This is a genomic window from Arthrobacter sp. 05T47 (assembly GCF_056395825.1).
On the sequence record NZ_JBFTKG010000028.1, the window covers coordinates 16,484 to 36,167 of the forward strand.

A 19,684-nucleotide genomic window follows, 5' to 3' on the forward strand; every position below is an offset into this window, starting at 1 on the left:
GCTCACATCCGGAACAGGCCGAAGGAGGTCTCCGGCAGCGGGGTGCGGGAAACGACGTCGAGCGCCAGTCCCAGGACGGTGCGGGTGTCCGCGGGGTCGATCACGCCGTCGTCCCAGAGGCGGGCGGTGGAGTARTAGGGGCTGCCCTGGTCCTCGTACTGGGCCTTGATSGGGGCCTTGAAGGCTTCCTCGTCCGCSGCGGACCATTCCTCGCCGCGGGCCTCGTACTGGTCCCGCTTCACGGTGGCCAGCACGCTGGAGGCCTGGTTTCCGCCCATCACGGAGATCCGCGACGCCGGCCACATCCACARGAAGCGCGGCGAGTAGGCCCGCCCGCACATGGAGTAGTTGCCCGCGCCGAAGGASCCGCCGATCACCACCGTGAGCTTGGGGACGCGGGCGGTGGCGACGGCGGTGACCATCTTGGCGCCGTTCTTGGCGATGCCGCCCTGCTCGTAGTCCTTGCCSACCATGAAGCCGGAGAGGTTCTGCAGGAAGATCAGCGGGATGCCGCGCTGGTCGCACAGTTCGATGAAGTGCGCGCCCTTGAGCGAGGATTCGCTGAACAGCACCCCGTTGTTCGCCACGATGCCCACCGGGTGGCCGTGCAGCTTCGCGAAGCCSGTGACCAGGGTGGTGCCGTAGTTCTTCTTGAATTCATGGAATTTGCTGCCGTCGACCAGCCGGGCGATGACCTCGCGCACGTCGTACTGGGCGTTGACGTCCGTGGGAACGGCGCCGTAGAGCTCRGCCGGATCCGCGACGGGTTCGACGGCGGTGTCCACGTCCCAGACGGGCGCGGCCGGCCGCGGCAGGGTGGCYACGATGTCCCGGACGATCTGGAGGGCATGCTCATCGTTCTCGGCCAGGTGGTCCGTGACSCCGGAAATCTTCGAGTGCACGTCTCCGCCGCCSAGTTCCTCGGCCGTGACGATCTCGCCGATCGCGGCCTTCACCAGCGGCGGGCCGCCCAGGAARATGGTGCCCTGGTTGCGGACGATGACCGTCTCATCGCTCATGGCAGGGACATAGGCGCCGCCGGCGGTGCAGGAACCCATCACGGAGGCGATCTGCGGGATCTTCGCCGCGGACATCCTGGCCTGGTTGAAGAAGATCCGGCCAAAGTGCTCCTTGTCCGGGAAGACCTCGTCCTGCTTGGGCAGGAAGGCCCCGCCCGAGTCCACGAGGTAGATGCAGGGCAGCCGGTTCTCCAGRGCGATYTCCTGGGCSCGSAGGTGCTTCTTCACCGTCATCGGRWARTASGYGCCGCCCTTSACCGTGGCGTCGTTGGAAATGACCAGGACCTGGCGGCCRTGCACCARGCCGATCCCGGCGATCACCCCGGCGCCCGGGGAGTCATCGTTGTACATGCCGTTGGCCGCGAGCGGCGCGATYTCCAGGAAGGGGCTGCCGTCATCCAGCAGCCGGTCGATGCGTTCGCGCGGGAGGAGCTTGCCGCGGGCCACATGGCGTTCGCGGGACTTTGCCGGCCCGCCCAGCGCCGTAGCGGCGAGCCGTTCCCTCAGTTCGCCGGCCAGGCCCAGCTGGGCCTGGCAGTTCGCGGCAAAGGCGSCGCTTGTCGCATCCACCCGGCTGGCGATTGTCTCCATTGACTGCTTCCGTTCCCTGACCTGAGTGCCGGTTCGGCGGCTACAGCCGCCCGGATATTTCGGCTGATTCCGCAAATATTTCGGTTAGTACCGCATAACTGAGATTTAGGTTAGTCTCTATTAACTGTGATGTCCAACACAGGGATCATTTGCAACGAGGGGATGCGCCGGTGACCGAGCCCAGCCTGACCACCCAGCTTCCKACAGTCCCGGTGGCCTCCGCCCCGACCCTCTCCGGTCCGGTCCCCTCCACCCCGGCCCTCTCCAGTCCGGGCCCCTCCACACCGACCCCCTCCACACAGCGCAGCCAGGCCAAGGCGAACAGGCGGCAGGCCCTCCTGTCCGCGGCCGCCGCGCTCTTCGCCCTGGAGGGCTTCAACCGCGTTTCACTGGAGGATCTGGGGGCCGCGGCCGGCGTCAGCGGGCCGGCGGTCTACCGCCACTTCGCCGGCAAGCAGGCAGTCCTCGGTGCTCTGCTCCTCAGCGTCAGCCAGGACCTGCTCGACGGCGGCCGCAAGGTGGTGGCCGATTCCGACGGCGATCTGGCGGCGCTGGGCGGCCTCGTGGCCTTCCACGTCGACTTTGCCCTGAGCAATCCCGACGTCATCCGGGTCCAGGACCAGGACTTCAGCAACCTTGCCGGCGAGGACCAGGCCGAGGTCCGCACACTCCAGCGCAACTACGTTGAACTCTGGGTGGAAGTGCTGGCTGGGCTGCATGAAGGCACGGAGGCGGCCGAGCTGCGGATGCGGGCACATGCCACCTTTGGATTGATCAACTCGACCCCGCACTCGGTACGCAGCCACGGCCGCCGGGTCGGCGTCCGCCGCGCCCGGCCGCTGCTCGAAAGCATGGCACTGGCCGCGCTCCTGGCACCGGCCGCGCCGCCGGCAGACTGACGCTCCCGCCCGACTGACCAGTCCCCGTCCGGGCACACTCCGCTCCCGGCGTTTTCCCGCTGCGGCACACTCCSGGGGCAGTTTGGCGYGGACACGCCGTCAAYTGGGCCGCCGCCGTCGGGCATGGCGCCCAAAGTGCCCCCGGAGGGAGGCACCGGCKGAGACACCCCGCACACAACAAAGCTGCCGGCCGCTCGTTCCTTTCGGAAGGAGCAGCCGGCAGCCGYGGTGGGCMGGAGCCTAGACCATCGCGAGGACCATGCCCGGATCGGCCAGCATGGCGCCGAGGTCCTGGAGGAACCGTGAGCCCTGCTCGCCGTCCACCAGGCGGTGGTCGAAGGAGAGGCTGAGCGTCATGACCTGGCGCAGGGCGACCTCGTCCTGGTACTCCCACGGCATCTTCCGGACCGCGCCGAGGGCCAGGATGGCGGCCTCGCCCGGGTTCAGGATGGGCGTTCCGGCGTCAATGCCGAAGACGCCGATGTTCGTGATGGAGATGGTGCCGCCGGAGAGCGCCTCRGGGCTTGTCTTCCCGGCCCGGGCCGTGTCCGTCAGTTCCGTCAGGGCGGAGGAGATTTCCAKGAGGGACATCCGGTCCGCGTCCTTGATGTTCGGRACCGTCAGCCCGCGCGGGGTCGCGGCGGCGATGCCCAGGTTCACGTAGTTGAACTGGACGATCTCCTGGTTGGCCTCRTCCCACCGTGCGTTGAGCGTCGGGTGGTTGCGCAGSGCGATSAGCACCGCCTTGGAGACGAGCGTCAGCGGCGTGAGCTTGTACCCGGCGAACGCGCGGCTCGCCTTCAGCCGTGCCAGCAGCTCCATCGTGGGCGTGACGTCGACGGTCAGGAACTCGGTGACGTGCGGTGCGGTGAAGGCACTGGCCACCATGGCGGCGGCCGTGAAYTTCCGCACGCCCTTGATCGGCGTGCGGGTCTCCCGCTCGCCCSRGRCCTGGGGCGCAASGGCCTGCGCCGGCGCACCGGCGAGTTCGTGAGCGGCCGCGGGCTGGTCGCCGCYGGCGAAGTTCTGGACGTCCTCGCGGGTAATGAGGCCATGTTCGCCCGTGCCGGTCACCGCTTCGAGGTCGACGCCGAGATCCTTGGCCAGCTTGCGCACCGGCGGCGTGGACCGAGGACGCTCCCCCGGCGCCGAGGCGGCAGGCTTGGCCTCAACCGGCTCGGCCGCGCGGACGGGTGCAACCTGTTCGGCCGCGCGGACCGGTGCAACTGGAGCAGCCGCCGCCGGAGCTGCCGGGGCTGCGAACGTGCGGGCACGTCGGGCCGGCCGGCCGGAGGCTTCGAGCACGGCGCCGTAACCCACAAGGTTCGGCTCACGCTTGGCCGCGGCCGCGTCGGGTGCGGAGCCTGCGGAGCCGTCGTCCTCAATCTCGAAGGAGACGATYGGCTTCCCGACCTCAACCACGGTGCCGGGCTGTTCGTGCAGGGCCGCGACCACACCGGCGAACGGCGAGGGCAGCTCGACGACGGCCTTGGCCGTCTCCACCTCGGCGATGATCTGGTTGAGGGTGACCGTATCCCCCACCGCGACCTTCCAGGCGACGATTTCCGATTCCGTCAGTCCTTCACCGAGGTCCGGGAGCCTGAATTCCTTGATCATGGTGGCGCTCATCCTTCCAGCCCGCTGAGGGAGTTGGGGCGGCCCATGGCGCGGTCRACGCCGTCGAGAATCCTGTCSAGGCCCGGCAGGTGGTGCATTTCCAGCTTGGAGTACGGGTACGGAACGTCGAAGCCGGTYACGCGGACCGGGGCGGCTTCGAGGTGGTAGAAGCAGCGTTCGGTGATGCTCGCGGCAACTTCGGCGCCGAGGCCGCCGGACTGGCCGGCCTCGTGGGTGATGACCAGCCGGCCGGTCTTGCGGACCGACGCCTCAAGGGTGACGAAGTCCAGCGGAGCCAGGGAGCGGAGGTCGATGACCTCGACCGAAACGCCTTCGTCCGCGGCCGCCAGTGCGGCATCGCGGGCAGTCTTGACCAGCGGACCGTAGGCCACRAGGGTGACGTCGTTGCCCTCGGTGATTACGCGGGCCTTTTCCATGGACAGCGCAGTGCTCAGGTCGACGGTCTCGTCCACCTCGCCCTTGTCGTGGTAGCGCCGCTTGGGCTCGAAGTACAGGACAGGATCGTCGGAGGCGATGGCCTGCTGGATCATGGTGTAGGCGTCCTGGGGGTTGGACACGCTGATCACGCGCAACCCCGAGGTGTGGGTGAAGTAGGCCTCGGGCGATTCCGAGTGGTGCTCCGGAGATCCGATGCCGCCGCCGAACGGGACGCGAATGGTGATGGGCATCTTGACGGCGCCCTGCGTGCGGTAGTGCATCTTGGCGACCTGGCTGACGATCTGGTCGAACGCCGGGTAGATGAACCCGTCGAACTGGATCTCCACSACCGGGCGGTAGCCGCGGTAGGCCAGGCCGACCGCGGTGCCCATGATCCCCGACTCTGCCAGCGGGGTGTCCACGACGCGGTGCTTGCCAAAGTCTTTCTGCAGGCCGTCGGTGACACGGAAGACACCGCCRAGTGCGCCGATGTCCTCCCCCATCAGGACCACCTTGGGATCGTTTTCGAGGGACTTGCGCAGGCCCGAATTGATGGCTCGGGCAAAGGTCATCTGCGTCATCAGCGTGCACCTTCTTCAGAAGAGGCTTCTGCGGGATCGCCGAAGGAAGCCAGGTAACGGGAGTAGTGCTCCTGCTGGCGGTCCAGCCAGGAGTTGGGCGTGCTGTACACGTGCTTGAAGATATCCAGCGGCTGCGGCTCGGGCATGTTGATGGTGCCGGCCCGGAGTTCCTTGGCCACGGCGTCGGCCTTCGCGGCGACGGCGGCCTCAAGGTCCGCGGTCAGCAGCCCCTTGCGGTCCAGCAGCGACTTCATCCTGCTGATCGGGTCCTTGGCGGCCCAGTCCTCGAGCTCGTTGGCGTCCCGGTAGCGGGTGGGGTCATCCGCCGTCGTGTGCGGGCCCATCCGGTAGGTCACGGCCTCGATGAAGGTGGGGCCGCCGCCGTGCCGGGCGCGGTCCAGGGCAATGCGGGTSGCCGCCATGACGGCGAGGACATCGTTGCCATCGACCCTCATGCTGGGGATGCCGAAGCCTGAGGCGCGGTCCGCCAGCTGGATGTGGGACTGCAGCCGGACGGGCTCCGAGATGGCCCAGTGGTTGTTCTGGCAGATGAAGACCACCGGCGCCTGGAAGCTCGCAGCGAAAACCATGGCTTCGTTGACGTCGCCTTCGCTCGTGGCGCCGTCACCGAAGTAGGCCACGGCGACACAGTCGGCGCCGTCGTTCTGGATGCCCATGGCATAGCCGGTGGCGTGCAGGCTCTGCGCACCGATGATGATCTGCTGGGTGGCGACGTTGACCGTGAACGGGTCCCAGCCGGCGGACGCGTTGCCCCGCCAGGCCCGGACAAGGTCTTCCGGCTTCACTCCCCGGCAATAGGCGACACCGTTGTCGCGGTAGCTGGGGAAAACAAAGTCGTCTTCGCGCAGAGCGCGGGCCGAGCCGATCTGGGATGCTTCCTGGCCGAGCAGCGGCGGCCAGAGGGCCAGCTCGCCCTGCCGCTGAAGGGCAGTGGCTTCGGCATCGATCCGGCGGATGGCCACCATGTCCTCGTAGAGCCCGCACAGCTGCTCGTCGCTGACGTCCTGGAGCCAGGAATCGAACTCCGGATGGCTGATGCGCTCGCCCGCCGGTGTGATGAGCTGGACGAGATCGCCGCCCGTCCGCCGCGCTGAATTCTCACTGTTTCCGGGGCCCCCGGCGGAAATGCCGCCCTTGCCCGCGTCGTCGGTAAACACTGTTTGTCCACACCTTCTGACGTCGTCTGACCGGAACTCGCAGGACTCGTGATCCCGCGGCGCGCCAGCCGTCCGGGCGCCGTTGCCCCGGATAATTGTGACCCTACTCACAATGCTCATCAGGCACAACCACCGGYAAAAATACTGAGCATTATGCACTATTTGCTGCCACCAGACCGTGCTAATCTTGCGCATTATGCAACCCTTGGATGGCACTGACACCCGCCTGCTTTCGGCCATGGCGCGGGACCCGCGGCGGACCGTGGTTGCCCTCGCCCAAAAGCTCGGGCTCTCCCGCAATACGGTCCAGGCCAGGATGGCCCAGCTGGAGAAGAAGCACGTCTTCCTCTCCTTCGAGCGGCGCATCAACCCGGCGTCYCTGGGGTACCCGCTGATGGCCTTCATCTCCGTCCACGTCCAGCAACAGAAACTCGGCGCCCTTGCCSTGGAACTTGCCGGGATTCCGGAAATCCTTGAGGGCTTCGGCCTCACCGGCTCCGCCGATCTTCTCCTGCGGGTGGTGGCCCTCGACGCCGAGGACCTGTTCCGGATCAACGGYAAGATCCTGGCCTGCGACGGCGTGGACCGGACCGATACCGCCCTGGCMATGAGCGAGCTGATCCCGTTCCGAATGCAACCGCTGCTGGAACGYGGATCCGCCGACACCTGAGCCAAGTCTCAGGGMCCGGAGCCGCGCMCCGGATCTGTGCTGTACATCTGTGCTCGGGRCATCTGTGCTGTACATCTGTGCTCGGGACATCTGTGCTGGGGGCGGCCGCGGCGCTAGGCTGTGTCCGTTGGGTCCCCCTGAGTCCTTTGGGGCCGCGCAMGCGGCCCTGYGCAACAGGCAGTGGCTGTCTGGACTGCCGGAAAGGCTTGAACCGTGAGCAGCCCCGAGGAACCACACCGCCCGGTACCGCCGCAGCCCGGGCACGAGCCTGCGGCCGGCCACCCGGCGCCCGGACAGCCGCCCGTTCCGTACTACGCGGCCCCGCCCGGACCGCCCGCCAACGGCGCGCCATCCAATTACCCGCAGCCCGCCAACGGCGCCCCTCCCGCCAACGGCGCGCCATCCAATTACCCGCAGCCCACCAACGGCGGCCCTCCCGCCAACGGCGCACCCTCCAATTACCCGCAGCCGAACTACGGGCCACCCGCCAACTACGGCCCGCCGCCCTACTACGGGGGCCCGGGCCAGCCGCCGCCGAAAAAGAGCCGCAAGGCCCTGTGGATCGTGTTGGGGATCGTCGGAGGCGTCCTCCTGCTGGTGACAGTCGGCGTCGTCGTCCTCCTCAACGTGGTGGGCGGAGCCACCAACCACGCCCGGGGTATCGCAGACGACTTCACCAAGCTCATCATCGCCGGCAACTTAAACAGMGCKTATGACAAGTACCTGGATCCGGCCCTGATGGAGAAGATTTCCCGCGAGGAATTCGCCACSGGGGTGCAAAGCCTGGAACTGGACGGCAGCTGCAARCCAAACTTTTCAAGCCTCAACGTCAGCTCGAACAACGGCGCCAACGCGGCCGACGTCGCGGGATCCATTGACTGCGACACCAAGCATGTGGAGCTGGCCTACCGCTTCGAGGGCCGCGACGAGCTGAAAATGGTGAACATCCGGCTGCGGCCGCAGCGCTGACCTCGGAAAACTCTCTCGCAGCCGGCGCCCATCCACAGGCGCAAGTGGTCCGAATCGCCTTCAGAGAGTCCCGCCCGGGACCCCGCTCCCCGGCCGATGTTCCAGTCGGCCCGACAGAAAAGGATTCGGACCATGCGCACTTCACCGAACCGTCTGATCGCCACCGTTTTCGGTGCCGTCTACCTGCTGGTTGGCCTCCTTGGCTTTGTGGTCACCTCCGGCGTGGGYTTCGCCGCGACCGAGGGCGCCAACCTGATCATCTTCGAGGTCAATCCGCTGCACAACGTCATCCACCTCGCCATCGGCGCCGCCCTGCTCTACGCCGGGCTGCAAGGTGTGGCCCTGTCCAAGTCGATCAACACCGCTGTGGGTGCCGTCTACCTGCTGGTGGGCATCGTCGGGCTCTTCCTGCTCAGCTCGCCGCTGAACATCATCGCCCTCAACGGCCCGGATAACGTCCTGCACCTTGCCAGCGCCGTGCTGCTGCTGGGCGTCGGGCTGTCCATGGACAARGCMGTYGCCCCTGCCCGCGCCCGCGTCTAAGGCAAGCGTTCTGYACYGCAACTGATCCACATCCATGCTGGACACCGAYYCCGGGTCCCACCCAGCATCCCGGCCCGGCGTCCCAGTGACGTCGCTCCCCACAACGCGAAAGGACGGGCGAGATGAGTTCTGTTCCGCTGAACACCAATGCACTCCCGGAACAGTTCCCCCAGCCGCGGYTGCAGCGGRRGAACGRYGACAGCGWGCACCCWGGGGCCACGACYGKCCCGGCCGGCGGCRCCACGAAGGCCGCAGCCGTTGGTCTGYTCGCGGGCTTCGCCGGCTTCGGCGCCGGAGCGGTGAACCTGGCAATCGCAGCGAGCCTGCTGCTGGCGCCCGCCTCCGGCGCGGGCGCGCCGCCGGTCAACGGCCTGTCCRTYGCRGCGGGAGCAGCCGCCGGAMTCTGGGGGTGCGCCCTTCTTGCCTGGACAGTCCTGATACTCCGCAAGGGGCAGATACCGTGGGCCGCCGGAACGATACGAGTGCTCGTGGCGGCAGCCTTCATGCACGCGGCCGCTGCGGCCGGGCAAGGGCTGAACGGCGGGTCGCCGGACGGGCAATCGCAGAACGGCAGCTCACTGGTGGTCAGCCAACTTGCCGCGCTGCTGTTGACCCTGATGATCGTGGCGTCCGCAGGCTGGCTGCGCCGGCAGGGCAACGGCACGGACACGTCGGCSGGCARTGGCGCGGCGGCGGGCTCGGACACGGCCGGGCTCCGGCCCGGGCGGCTCCTGCTCGCGGCCTTTGGCTTCGCGGTCCTGGTSGCGGCAGTGGCCACGCCGGGCCTGGCCGCCTCCACGGCGGGCCARTTCGCGGTGCCTCACGGCAGCCACGGGATCCCCGCCCYCGGCGGCCAGCACCACGGYCACTAGGCACGGGGCTCGAGACCGAACCCAAACGCAAGGAGCTCCCGTGCTGATGCACGGGAGCTCCTTGCGTTGCGGCGCCTGCCCTAGTGGTTGGTGGSCTTTTCGGCACCCACACCGGTCAGGGAACGGACCTCCATCTCGGCCTGCTTCGTCGCATCTTCCTTCCGTTTGTCCAGGACCGTGCCGAGCCAGCCGAGGAAGAACGCCAGCGGGATGGACACGATGCCCGGGTTGCTCAGCGGGAAGACGGCGAAGTTGGCGCCGGGGATCATGGACGTCTTCGCCCCCGATACCACCGGGGAGAGCGCAATCAGGATGATGGCYGCGGACAATCCGCCGTACATGCTCCAGACGGCCCCCTGGGTKGTGAACCGGCGCCAGAACAGCGAGTAGAGGATGGTCGGAAGATTGGCGGARGCTGCCACGGCGAAGGCGAGCGCCACGAGGAACGCCACRTTCTGTCCGTTGGCGAAGATTCCCCCGGCGATGGCCAGCAGGCCGATCACCACCACGGTGCGGCGGGCAACCTTGACCTCRGTGCCGGCGTCGGYCTTCCCCTTGGCCAGCACGTTGGCGTAAATGTCGTGCGCGAAGGACGCCGCGGCGGTGATCGTCAGKCCCGCCACCACGGCCAGGATCGTGGCGAACGCCACCGCGGAGATGAAGCCCAGCAACAACGGTCCGCCGAGGTGGAACGCGAGCAGCGGCGCGGCCGAGTTGACCCCGCCCGGTGCGGACTTGATGGTGTCGGCTCCCACGAGCGCTGCRGCGCCGTAGCCGAGCACCAGGGTGAAGAGGTAGAAGATGCCGATCAGCCAGATGGACCACACCACTGATTTGCGGGCTTCCTTGGCCGTGGGCACCGTGTAGAAGCGCATCARCACGTGCGGCAGGGCGGCGGTGCCGAGCACCAGCGCCAGGCCCAGKGACATGAAGTCGAGCTTGGAGGTATCGGACTTGCCGTACTGCAGGCCCGGGTTCAGGACGGCCGGGTTCTTCGCGGTTTCGGCGGCACCGCCCAGCAGGTCAGAGAGGTTGAAGCCGTAAATCGCCAGGACCCAGAAGGTCATGACGGCGGCGCCGGCAATCAGGAGCATGGCCTTGATGATCTGGACCCAGGTGGTGCCCTTCATGCCGCCGATCAGCACGTACATGATCATCAGGACSCCGACGACGATGATYACCAGGGCCTGTCCGCCCCAGTCGCTGATGCCCAGCAGCAGCGAGATGAGGCTGCCGGCGCCGGCCATCTGCGCCAGCAGGTAGAAGAAGCAGACGGCCAGGGTGGAGATGGCGGCCGCKATGCGCACGGGGCGCTGCCTGAGCCGGAAGGACAAGACATCGGCCATGGTGAAYTTGCCTGTGTTGCGGAGCAGCTCGGCSACGAGCAGCARGGCCACAAGCCAGGCCACCAGGAAGCCGATGGAGTACATGAAGCCGTCGTAGCCGTTGATGGCGATCGCCCCGGTGATGCCCAGGAAGGACGCCGCGGAGAGGTAGTCGCCCGCGATCGCCGTGCCGTTTTGGGATCCTGTGAAGGATCGTCCGGCCGCGTAGTAGTCGGCCGCGGTCTTGTTGTTGCGGCTGGCGCGGAACACGATCACCATGGTGACCGCCACGAACAGGGCGAAGATGCCCATGTTCAGCAGGGTGGTGTCTTTGAGGGCGGCGACATTGACCGCGGGAACCATAAGCGTCACTTTGCYGCCCCTCCTACCGGGTTRCCGTGCTTGTCGAATTCGTGCCCTTCGATGCCGTGGCGGATTTCRGCGGCGATGGGGTCGAGCCTGCGGTTGCAGTAGCTGACATACCAGCCGGTGATGGCGAAMGTGGTCACRAACTGGAGCAGGCCCATGATCAGGCCAACGTTGATGTTGCCCCAGACTTTGGTGGACATGAAGTCCACGGCGTAGTCGGCCAGCAGCACRTAGGCGAAGTACCAGAGCAGGAATGCAATGGCCATTGGAAAGACAAAGCTGCGGTGACGTGTGCGCAGTTCCTGGAACCGCTCCGTCGACTGGACTTCCTTGAAGTCCACGGCCGCCTTAGCGGCCGTTTCTTGGGCTTCGTGACCCATCGTTCCTCCTCATTGAGACTGGTGAGCCCACACCGGCTGCTTTGCTTATCGCGGGAAACCGCAGACAATCCCACCCGCCAATGTGACTGTGATCACTCTGTACCCTCGCGCGCGCTGCGTTCCAGAACCCGCGCGGCCTGCGTCGCTCAACGGTCCCGATGCTGCGCCAAACGGTGCCCCGTGACGCCCAAAAGAGCCCGCCGGGCCGCGACGGTAGGCTGGCACCATGCCGGACTCTCCCTTGTTCACCGCCGCCGCAGTCGCGGTGATCGCCCTGGCAATCGCGGTCGTCGTGGCCGTGGGGCTGAAGGTCCTCCGTTCCTTCCGTGACCTCGGCACTGATGCGGAGCGGGCCACCTACAAGACGCTGCATGCGGCGTCCCGCGCCGGCCAGTACCTGCGGACGGGCCTGAACCCTGCCGGCGCGGCCAAGGCCAGCARGCAGCTGCGCACCCTCCTGGGCTGCGACGCCCTGGCCATCACCGACACAACCGGSGTGCTCGCGTGGGACGGCGCCGGCGAGGAACTCAAGCCTGCCCTGATGGGGCTCGCGTCAAAAGTGCTCGACGGCGGCCACCTCGCCGTGATTCCGGCGGGCGAMCTCCAGTTGCGCGCCGYCGGCGAMGGCGGCCSGRCGCTGGCGCCGGAGGTGGAGCGCGCCGTCGTGATCGCCCCGATCAAAGCCGGCACGCGCGTGGTGGGCGTGGTCGCCGCCTTCGCGCCGGCCGCSGGCGCCGGACTGGTCCGCGCCACCGGCGAGGTGGCCGACTGGGTGGCCACCCAGGTGGAACTCGCCGAACTCGACGCCTCCCGCACGCTCCTGATGGAGGCGGAGGTCCGGGCCCTGCGCGCCCAGATCAGCCCGCACTTCATCTACAACTCGCTCAACGCGATCGCCTCCTTCATCAACACCGATCCGGTACGCGCGCGCGAGCTCGTGGTGGAGTTCGCCGAYTTCACCCGCTACTCCTTCCGCCGCCATGGCGACTTCACCACCCTGGCCGAGGAGCTGCGCTGCATCGACCGCTACCTGCTCCTGGAACGGGCCCGGTTCGGGGACCGCGTGCAGGTCAGCCTGCGGATCGCGCCGGAGGTCCTCAGCACCGTGATCCCCTTCCTGAGCCTGCARCCCCTGGTGGAAAACGCCGTCCGGCATGGCCTGGAGGCCAAGGAGGGRCCGGGCCACATTTCCATCACGGCGAACGACTCCGGCGCATTCGCGGAAGTGRCGATCGAGGACGACGGCGTGGGCATGGACCCGGAGCAGCTGCGCTCCGTCCTCGCCGGGCACAGCGACGGCGATCATGTCGGGCTGCGCAACGTCGACGCCCGCCTGCGGCAGGTCTACGGTGACGAGAACGGCCTGGTGATTGAGACCGCACCGGGGGAAGGCACCCTGATCACGATGCGCGTCCCCAAGTCCCAGCCCCGGCACGACGCCTGAGCCGGTCAAAATGACCGCCGCAGTAGGCTAGAGCCATGATTAACGTCCTCGTCGCCGACGACGAGCTCCCCGCCGTCGAGGAACTGGCCTTCCTGCTCGGCAAGGATGACCGGATCGGCGCCATCCACCGCGCCTCCTCCGGCGCCGAGGCCCTCCGGGCGCTCGAAGCCGAGACGGTCGACGCCGTCTTCCTCGACATCCACATGCCGGCCCTGTCAGGGCTGGACATTGCCCGGGTCATTGCCCGCAGCGCACGCCCTCCTGCCGTGGTCTTCGTAACCGCGGACGAGGACTGCGCCCTGGAGGCCTTCGAGCTCGCGGCCGTGGACTACCTCCTGAAGCCCGTGCGCGCAGAACGGCTGGCGAAATCGATCGGTCGCATCAGCGAACTGCTCAAGGACGGCGCCCCGGCCCCCGAAATGATCACCGTGGACCTGGGCGGGACCACCAAGATGATCCGCCGCGAAGACGTCACGTACGTCCAGGCGCAGGGCGACTATGCACGGCTGCACACGGCGGAGGCGAGCTACCTGGTCAGGGTTCCGCTGGCCGACCTGGAACAGCAGTGGGCCGACGCCGGATTCCTGCGCATCCACCGCTCCTACCTGATCGCGCTGAGCCACGTCAGCCAGATGAAGCTGGCTGCGGCGCGGCCCAGCGTCACCGTGGCCGGGGCCGAACTGCCCATCAGCCGCCGGCACCTGCCGGCGGTCCGGGAAAAGCTCGAAGCAAGCCGGATCCGGCCGCAGGCATGACGCGGGTCCGGGTCACGGCGCCCCGAAGCGTCAAGGCAGGAACCGTCACGGCGGGCAGCCCCTCGCCGGGCAGTGCCACACCGAACGGTTCCGCCCTGGCCGGCGGGCACTCCGCGGCGGCCGCACGCGAGGCGGCGGAGGAATCCGACGCCGGCCAGTTGTTCGTCCGCTCCCTCATCCGGTCCCAACTCCGGCTGGCCCTGGTGGTGGGCCTGGGGTTCCTGCTGATCCTGCTGGCCTTCCCGCTCATGCTGGGGCTGGTTCCGGGCCTGGCCGGCTCCACTATTGCCGGCCTTCCCTTCGACTGGGTCCTTCTCGGTGCCGGAATCTATCCCGTGATCGGCCTGAGCGCGTGGCTGTACGTGCGCACCGCCGCCAGGAACGAGGCCCGCTACCGGGACCTCGCCGGCGAAAAGTGAGGGGCACGGGCAGGGTGAGCGGAACGTGAACCCCGCCGTCGGGGTGGCGGCGTTCGCTGCCGTCTCACTCGCCACGGCCGTCATCGGTTTCTACGGGTTGCGGGTCTCGCGCACCACCGGGGACTTCTATGTCGCGTCCCGGACGGTCAAGCCATGGTGGAATGCCTCGGCAATAGGTGGCGAGTATCTCTCCGCCGCGAGCTTCCTCGGCGTCGCAGGGCTCATCCTGCTCTCCGGCACGGATGCACTGTGGTATCCGGTGGGGTACACGGCCGGCTACCTGATGCTGCTCCTGTTCGTCGCGGCTCCCCTGCGCCGCTCGGGCGCCTACACGATTCCGGATTTCACCGAGGCGCGCCTCGATTCGCGGGCCGTCCGGCGCGTCACGAGCCTGGTGGTGGTCCTGGTCGGCTGGCTCTACATCGTCCCGCAGCTCCATGGGGCCGCCCTGGCCATCCGGATCACCACGGGCCTGCCGGCCTGGGTGGGCCCGGTGGCGGTGGTCGGCGTCGTGTGCATCACCGTGGTGGCCGGCGGGATGCGCTCCATTACCTTTGTCCAGGCGTTCCAGTACTGGCTCAAGCTCACCGCACTGGCGGTGCCGTTCGTGTTCCTGCTGTTTGTGCTGGGCGGCAGCAACGCCGCGGCGGCGTCCCCGGCAGCCAACCCGACGGCGCTGGCCCCCGCGGGCCCGTACCAGATCATTTCGCTGCTGGTGGCCCTGCTCTTTGGGACGCTGGGGCTCCCCCACGTCCTGGTGCGTTTCTACACCAATCCGGACGGGCAGTCCGCCCGGCGGACCACCCTGATTGTCCTGGGCCTGCTGTCGGTCTTCTACTTGTTCCCGACCGCGTACGGGATGCTGGGCCGGTTGTTCGCCGCGGACATTGCCCAGAGCGGCCAGGCCGATGCCCTGGTCCTCCTGCTGCCGGGCCGGATGGTCGGCGGGCTCGCAGGAGACCTGCTGACCGCGCTCGTGGTGGCCGGGGCGTTCGCGGCGTTCCTGTCGACGACGTCCGGCCTGGTGGTCTCTCTGGCGGGTGTGATCAGCCAGGACGTGTTCGGCGGCAGTGTCCGGGGTTTCCGGCTGGCCGCACTGATCTCGGCCCTCGTCCCGCTGGGGATCGCGTCGATGACCGAATCCCTGGCGCTGGCCGGCAGCGTGGGGCTCGTGTTTGCCTTTACCGCGTCCACGATCTGCCCGGTGCTGCTGCTGGGCATCTGGTGGCGCGGGCTGACGGACGTCGGGGCCATCACCGGCATGGCGACCGGCGGTGTGCTCTGCGGCAGCGCAATGGTGGCCGGCTCGGTGCTGGGCGCTGCGCAGACGCCGTCGTGGCTGGCGATGCCCGCGGCGTGGACGGTCCCGGCGGCGTTCGCCGTCACGGTCTTGGTCTCCCGGGCCACGCAGGGCCGCGTTCCGCGGACCTTGACGCGCATCATGACCCGGCTGCACACCCCGGAGCGGCCGCTCGCGACGGAGCGGTGACCCGGCGTCAGGCAGGATCCGCCGGCATTCCGGCGTCGGGCAGGATCAGTCGAGGAACCTAGTCGATGGCGGCCATGAGCTCGACGGCGCGCTCGAGGAACGCGTCCACCTGGCTTTCCTCGTAGCCTTCCCGGCCAACGGCGGGGCGGAACACGGCGCGCCGGACGTTGTCCACGCTCAGCGGCTGGTCCTCCTCGAGGTAGCCGATCAGGTCGTGGCACAAGTCGTCGACGTCAGTGGTGTTGTAGCTGCGGGCCTTGGCCTTCGACGGGCGGCGGAAGCGCTCGCCGTCCGGGCGGTGCAGACGCCCGCGCAGGACGCCCGCGAGCCGGCCGATTTCACGCAGCCAGGCTTCCTCGCCGCGTTCGGCAACCAGCTCATCGCGCTCCTGCCGGGCGAGGGCGTCTTCGAGCCGGTCCAGCGCGGCATCCACGCCAGCTGCGGCGTAGCCGCCCTTCACCGGGTCGAAGGACACTGCGCGGACGTCGGAGCTCTTGATGGCGCGGGCGGCCGGGGACGGAGTTTCGAATGACACCCTGGCGCGCTGCAGGAAATCGTCGACCTGCCTGGCGTTGTAGCCATACTGGTTCCGCTGCACGCGGTCAAAAGACGCAGGAATCTGCCGTTGAATGTCCACTGTTACTTTGTTCCTTTGATGCCGTTCGGCTGGTTTGCTCGGCACCATTCTAGGCGCCGGAGGGGCTGGTCCGGGTGCTTCTAGCTGCCAGCGACGGCCGAGAACAGGATGAACGCCGCCGGCGAGGCGAACACAATCGAGTCCAGGCGGTCCATGACGCCTCCGTGGCCGGGGAGGATGCTGCTCATGTCCTTGATGCCGAGCTCGCGCTTGACCATGGATTCGGCGAGGTCGCCGGCGGTGGCCGCCGCCACCATGCCCACGGCGAGCACGACGCCGAACCACCACGGCTTGCCGAGCACGAAGATCATGGCGAGCACGCCTACGATCACGGCCCCGGCAATCGAGCCGGCAAAGCCTTCCCAGGTCTTCTTCGGGCTGATCTTGGGGGCCATCGGGTGCTTGCCCAGGGATGCGCCTACGAGGTAGCCGAAGGTGTCGTTGGCGACCACCAGGAGCAGCAGCGTCGCGATCTGCCACGCGCCGGGCGGGATCACCCCGTCAGGCCAGAGGCCAATGGGGGTCTCGCCGTCGGCGGTGTGCAGGAGCAGTGTTGCGAAGCTGATCAGGAACGGCACCCAGGACAGCGTGAAGACACCTGCGAAGATGCTCCGCGCCGATCCGGCGGCGCCTTCCAGAGTCCGCCACAACAACACCGCCACGCTGCTGACGAGCATGGCAAAGAGCAGGCTCTCGAGGCCGCCGAAGTAGGCAGCGACCGGCATGCCGACCGTGCCGACCATCACCGGGACGATCGGCAGGCGGGTGCCGGCGGCTTCAAGCGCGCGGTAGATTTCCCAGACGCCGAAGATCGCGAAGGTGGTGGTCACCAGGACGAAACCGAGCGGCAGGAACAGCAGGCCGCCGAGGACACACACGAGCATGCCAACGCCAGAGCCGATGGCGGCGGGCAGGTTCCGGCCAGCTTTGGGCGTAGGGTTTTCGCGCCGTGTCCCCCGCCTCCGGGCGCGTGGCCCGGGGGCCTCCTTTGCCTGATCCATCAGACCTCGAGCAGCTCAGCTTCCTTGCGCTTGAGCAGCTCGTCAATGCCGTCCACATGCGCCTTGGTGAGGGCGTCGAGTTCCTTCTCGCCGCGTGCGCCTTCGTCTTCGCCGGCTTCGCCGTCCTTGACGAGCTTGTCCAGGGTTTCCTTGGCCTTGCGGCGGATGTTGCGGATGGACACCTTCGCGTCCTCGCCCTTGGACTTGACGATCTTGACGTATTCCTTGCGCCGCTCGCTGGTCAGCTCGGGAATCGTGATCCGGATGACGTTGCCGTCGTTGGAGGGGTTGGCGCCCACCTCCGAGTCGCTCAGGGCGCGTTCGATGTCGCGCAGCGCCGTCTTGTCGTACGGGGTGATGAGGATCGTCCGGGCATCCGGGACCGCGAAAGAAGCCAGCTGCTGCAGCGGCGTCGGCGTGCCGTAGTACTCAACGATGACCTTGTTGTACAGGCCAGGCGTCGCGCGGCCCGTCCGGATCGAGGCGAAGTCGTCCTTGGCTACCTCAACTGCCTTGTCCATCTTGTCCCCGGCTTCGAGCAAGGTTTCTTCGATCACGGTCTCTCCTCAGAAATTGGTGCGTCCCGGGGGCCGGGGCGCGGCACGTCTTCTTGTGCGCCTGCGGCTTCCGCCCGGCGCGTGTGTCTTCCGCCTAGCGGCGGAAAGGTCCTGAAAACATCCTAGCCGTTGCTACGGGGTGACGACGGTGCCCAGGTCTTCGCCGAGGATGGCGCGGGTGACGTTGCCCTCCCCTTCCATGCCAAAGACCACCATGGTGAGGTTGTTGTCCTTGCACATGGTCATGGCGGTCTGGTCCATCACGCGGATGTCCCGGCGCAGGGCGTCGTCGTAGCTGAGGTGGTGCAGCTTCTCCGCCGTCGGGTCCTTTTTCGGGTCGGCGGTGTAAACGCCGTCGACGCCGCTCTTGGCCATCAGGACGACGTCGGCGTGGACCTCCAGGGCGCGCTGGGCAGCGACGGTATCGGTGGAGAAGTACGGCAGGCCGGCGCCGGCGCCGAAGATGACAACCCGGCCCTTTTCCATGTGGCGGATGGCGCGGCGGGGAATGTAGGCCTCGGCGACCTGGCCCATGGTGATGGCGCTCTGCACGCGCGTTTCCACCCCGGCCTGCTCCAGGAAGTCCTGGAGGGCGAGGCAGTTCATGACGGTTCCGAGCATGCCCATGTAGTCGGCGCGGGAACGGTCCATGCCGCTCTGGGACAGTTCGGCGCCGCGGAAGAAGTTGCCTCCGCCGACGACGATTGCTACCTCGACGTCGGGAACTGCTGCGGCGATCTGCTTGGCCACGCCGCGGACGGTATCCGGGTCAACGCCAAGTTTCCCGCCGCCGAAGACCTCGCCGGAGAGCTTCAAGAGGACGCGGCGCCTGTTCTTCTTTGGCTGGGCTGAAGTGGTGACGGTTTCCATGGTGCCTTCCCGTTGGTGAACTCTGAGTTAGGTTATCGTGCTGGACGCCGAAGGCGGCATTCGGGCCGTGACCGGAACGGGTGCCTCGCGCGTGCATGCAAAAGGGGTGGCCACCATGGTGACCACCCCCTTAGCGTGTCTGACTAATGCCTGACTGGTGTCTGGCCAGCCGCTGACTAGGAACCGACGCGGAAGCGCGTGAACGCGGTGCCCTTGACGCCGGCCTCTTCGAGGACCTGCGCGACGGACTTCTTGGCGTCCTTGGCGAAGGCCTGGTCGAGGAGAACCTCGCCCTTGTAGAAGCCGGTAACGCGGCCTTCTACGATCTTGGTCATCGCAGCTTCGGGCTTGCCCTCGGCCTTGGCGGTTTCCTCGGCGATGCGTCGCTCGGACTCGACGAGCTCGGCCGGAACGTCCTCACGGGAGAGGTAGTTCGGGGACATCGCGGCGACGTGCACGGCGACGTCGTGAGCTGCGGTGGCAGCCGCTTCGCCTTCGCCGTCGACAGCGAACAGAACGCCGACCTGGGCCGGGAGGTCCTTGGAGGTCTTGTGCAGGTAAGCGTCGACCGTTGCACCCTCGATGCGGGAGATGCGGCGGACAACAACCTTCTCGCCCAGGATGGCGCCTTCTTCGACGACAACCTCGGAGAGCGGCTTGCCGTCAACCTCGGTGGCCAGCAGGGTCTCGAGATCGGCAGCGCCGGACTCGACGGCCACGGCCAGGACCTTGTCGGCCAGCTGGATGAACTTGTCAGCCTTGGCGACGAAGTCGGTTTCGCAGTTGACTTCGATCATCACGCCGACGCCGTTGGCGACCTTGGCAGCAACCAGGCCTTCAGCGGTGGAGCGGCCTTCGCGCTTGGTGGCGCCCTTCAGGCCCTTGATGCGGATGATTTCGATGGCCTTCTCGGCGTCACCGTTGGCTTCGTCAAGAGCCTTCTTGACATCCATCATGCCGGCGCCGGTGCGCTCGCGCAGAGCCTTGATATCAGCGGCAGTGTAGTTCGCCATGTGAACCCCTCTGTCTAGAAATTTTATGTGGTGTACGGACCGACAGGA

Annotated in this window: 20 protein-coding genes; 9 read left to right on the plus strand and 11 right to left on the minus strand. The window is 67.6% G+C overall.

Annotated elements, in window-relative coordinates; translation table 11 throughout:
- Window positions 1–2: 2 nt before the first annotated feature.
- The gene (locus tag AC1DEY_RS17100; protein WP_476869007.1) at window positions 3–1,610 is read right to left on the minus strand and encodes a carboxyl transferase domain-containing protein; all 1,608 of its coding nucleotides are present in this window, start codon (window positions 1,608–1,610) and stop codon (window positions 3–5) included.
- A 170-nt stretch (window positions 1,611–1,780) separates the two neighbouring features.
- Here AC1DEY_RS17100 and AC1DEY_RS17105 point away from each other — a divergent pair, with 170 nt between their 5' ends.
- A complete protein-coding gene (locus AC1DEY_RS17105) occupies window positions 1,781–2,509 on the plus strand; it encodes an SACE_7040 family transcriptional regulator (RefSeq protein WP_476869008.1) in 729 nt (242 codons plus the stop codon).
- 240 nt (window positions 2,510–2,749) lie between these two features.
- Here the strand turns inward: AC1DEY_RS17105 and AC1DEY_RS17110 are convergent, their stop codons facing one another.
- The 3 genes from AC1DEY_RS17110 to pdhA are packed head-to-tail and all read right to left on the minus strand — an operon-like array spanning window position 2,750 to window position 6,323.
- Complete coding sequence (locus AC1DEY_RS17110; protein WP_476869009.1) at window positions 2,750–4,138, minus strand: dihydrolipoamide acetyltransferase family protein; 1,389 nt, start codon at window positions 4,136–4,138, stop codon at window positions 2,750–2,752.
- Window positions 4,135–5,145 (minus strand): alpha-ketoacid dehydrogenase subunit beta, encoded by a 1,011-nt coding sequence (locus AC1DEY_RS17115; RefSeq protein ID WP_476869010.1) that lies wholly within the window; start codon window positions 5,143–5,145, stop codon window positions 4,135–4,137. Before AC1DEY_RS17115 ends, AC1DEY_RS17110 begins: the two co-directional genes overlap by 4 nt.
- Window positions 5,145–6,323, minus strand: coding sequence for a pyruvate dehydrogenase (acetyl-transferring) E1 component subunit alpha (gene pdhA, locus AC1DEY_RS17120; protein WP_476869011.1), 1,179 nt, complete (start codon window positions 6,321–6,323; stop codon window positions 5,145–5,147). Before pdhA ends, AC1DEY_RS17115 begins: the two co-directional genes overlap by 1 nt.
- A 196-nt stretch (window positions 6,324–6,519) precedes the next feature.
- Here pdhA and AC1DEY_RS17125 point away from each other — a divergent pair, with 196 nt between their 5' ends.
- The 4 genes from AC1DEY_RS17125 to AC1DEY_RS17140 all read left to right on the plus strand — a co-directional run bounded on the left by AC1DEY_RS17125 (window position 6,520) and on the right by AC1DEY_RS17140 (window position 9,377).
- A complete protein-coding gene (locus AC1DEY_RS17125; RefSeq protein ID WP_476869012.1) occupies window positions 6,520–6,993 on the plus strand; it encodes an Lrp/AsnC family transcriptional regulator in 474 nt (157 codons plus the stop codon).
- A 213-nt stretch (window positions 6,994–7,206) separates the two neighbouring features.
- Entirely contained in the window at window positions 7,207–7,962 is a 756-nt protein-coding gene (locus tag AC1DEY_RS17130) for a hypothetical protein (RefSeq protein WP_476869013.1), read from the plus strand.
- A gap of 132 nt (window positions 7,963–8,094) precedes the next feature.
- Entirely contained in the window at window positions 8,095–8,505 is a 411-nt protein-coding gene (locus tag AC1DEY_RS17135) for a DUF4383 domain-containing protein (RefSeq protein WP_441409369.1), read from the plus strand.
- A gap of 299 nt (window positions 8,506–8,804) precedes the next feature.
- Entirely contained in the window at window positions 8,805–9,377 is a 573-nt protein-coding gene (locus tag AC1DEY_RS17140; protein WP_476869014.1) for a hypothetical protein, read from the plus strand.
- An 80-nt stretch (window positions 9,378–9,457) separates the two neighbouring features.
- Here AC1DEY_RS17140 and AC1DEY_RS17145 read toward each other — a convergent pair whose 3' ends face one another.
- Complete coding sequence (locus AC1DEY_RS17145; RefSeq protein ID WP_476869035.1) at window positions 9,458–11,065, minus strand: solute symporter family protein; 1,608 nt, start codon at window positions 11,063–11,065, stop codon at window positions 9,458–9,460.
- A 5-nt stretch (window positions 11,066–11,070) separates the two neighbouring features.
- Window positions 11,071–11,451: a DUF485 domain-containing protein gene (locus tag AC1DEY_RS17150; RefSeq protein WP_476869015.1), complete on the minus strand. Its 381-nt coding sequence runs from the start codon at window positions 11,449–11,451 to the stop codon at window positions 11,071–11,073.
- Between the two features lie 226 nt (window positions 11,452–11,677).
- On the opposite strand from AC1DEY_RS17150, the gene AC1DEY_RS17155 reads away from it, so the two are divergent.
- The 4 genes from AC1DEY_RS17155 to AC1DEY_RS17170 are packed head-to-tail and all read left to right on the plus strand — an operon-like array spanning window position 11,678 to window position 15,558.
- Entirely contained in the window at window positions 11,678–12,895 is a 1,218-nt protein-coding gene (locus tag AC1DEY_RS17155; RefSeq protein ID WP_476869016.1) for a sensor histidine kinase, read from the plus strand.
- Between the two features lie 35 nt (window positions 12,896–12,930).
- Window positions 12,931–13,650 (plus strand): LytR/AlgR family response regulator transcription factor, encoded by a 720-nt coding sequence (locus AC1DEY_RS17160; protein ID WP_476869017.1) that lies wholly within the window; start codon window positions 12,931–12,933, stop codon window positions 13,648–13,650.
- Window positions 13,647–14,069, plus strand: a complete 423-nt coding sequence (locus AC1DEY_RS17165) for a DUF485 domain-containing protein (protein WP_476869018.1) — start codon at window positions 13,647–13,649, stop codon at window positions 14,067–14,069. Before AC1DEY_RS17160 ends, AC1DEY_RS17165 begins: the two co-directional genes overlap by 4 nt.
- 25 nt (window positions 14,070–14,094) lie before the next feature.
- Window positions 14,095–15,558: a sodium/solute symporter gene (locus tag AC1DEY_RS17170; RefSeq protein WP_476869019.1), complete on the plus strand. Its 1,464-nt coding sequence runs from the start codon at window positions 14,095–14,097 to the stop codon at window positions 15,556–15,558.
- 58 nt (window positions 15,559–15,616) lie between these two features.
- Here the strand turns inward: AC1DEY_RS17170 and AC1DEY_RS17175 are convergent, their stop codons facing one another.
- The 5 genes from AC1DEY_RS17175 to tsf all read right to left on the minus strand — a co-directional run bounded on the left by AC1DEY_RS17175 (window position 15,617) and on the right by tsf (window position 19,636).
- A complete protein-coding gene (locus tag AC1DEY_RS17175; RefSeq protein ID WP_476869020.1) occupies window positions 15,617–16,243 on the minus strand; it encodes a DivIVA domain-containing protein in 627 nt (208 codons plus the stop codon).
- A gap of 32 nt (window positions 16,244–16,275) precedes the next feature.
- A complete protein-coding gene (locus AC1DEY_RS17180) occupies window positions 16,276–17,196 on the minus strand; it encodes a phosphatidate cytidylyltransferase (protein ID WP_441409360.1) in 921 nt (306 codons plus the stop codon).
- Window positions 17,196–17,753, minus strand: coding sequence for a ribosome recycling factor (gene frr / locus AC1DEY_RS17185; protein ID WP_441409359.1), 558 nt, complete (start codon window positions 17,751–17,753; stop codon window positions 17,196–17,198). The genes AC1DEY_RS17180 and frr overlap by 1 nt, the downstream gene beginning before the upstream one ends.
- Window positions 17,754–17,885: 132 nt before the next feature.
- Window positions 17,886–18,623, minus strand: coding sequence for a UMP kinase (gene pyrH / locus AC1DEY_RS17190; protein ID WP_441409358.1), 738 nt, complete (start codon window positions 18,621–18,623; stop codon window positions 17,886–17,888).
- Between the two features lie 176 nt (window positions 18,624–18,799).
- Window positions 18,800–19,636: a translation elongation factor Ts gene (gene tsf / locus AC1DEY_RS17195; RefSeq protein WP_441409357.1), complete on the minus strand. Its 837-nt coding sequence runs from the start codon at window positions 19,634–19,636 to the stop codon at window positions 18,800–18,802.
- Between the last annotated feature and the right edge of the window lie 48 nt (window positions 19,637–19,684).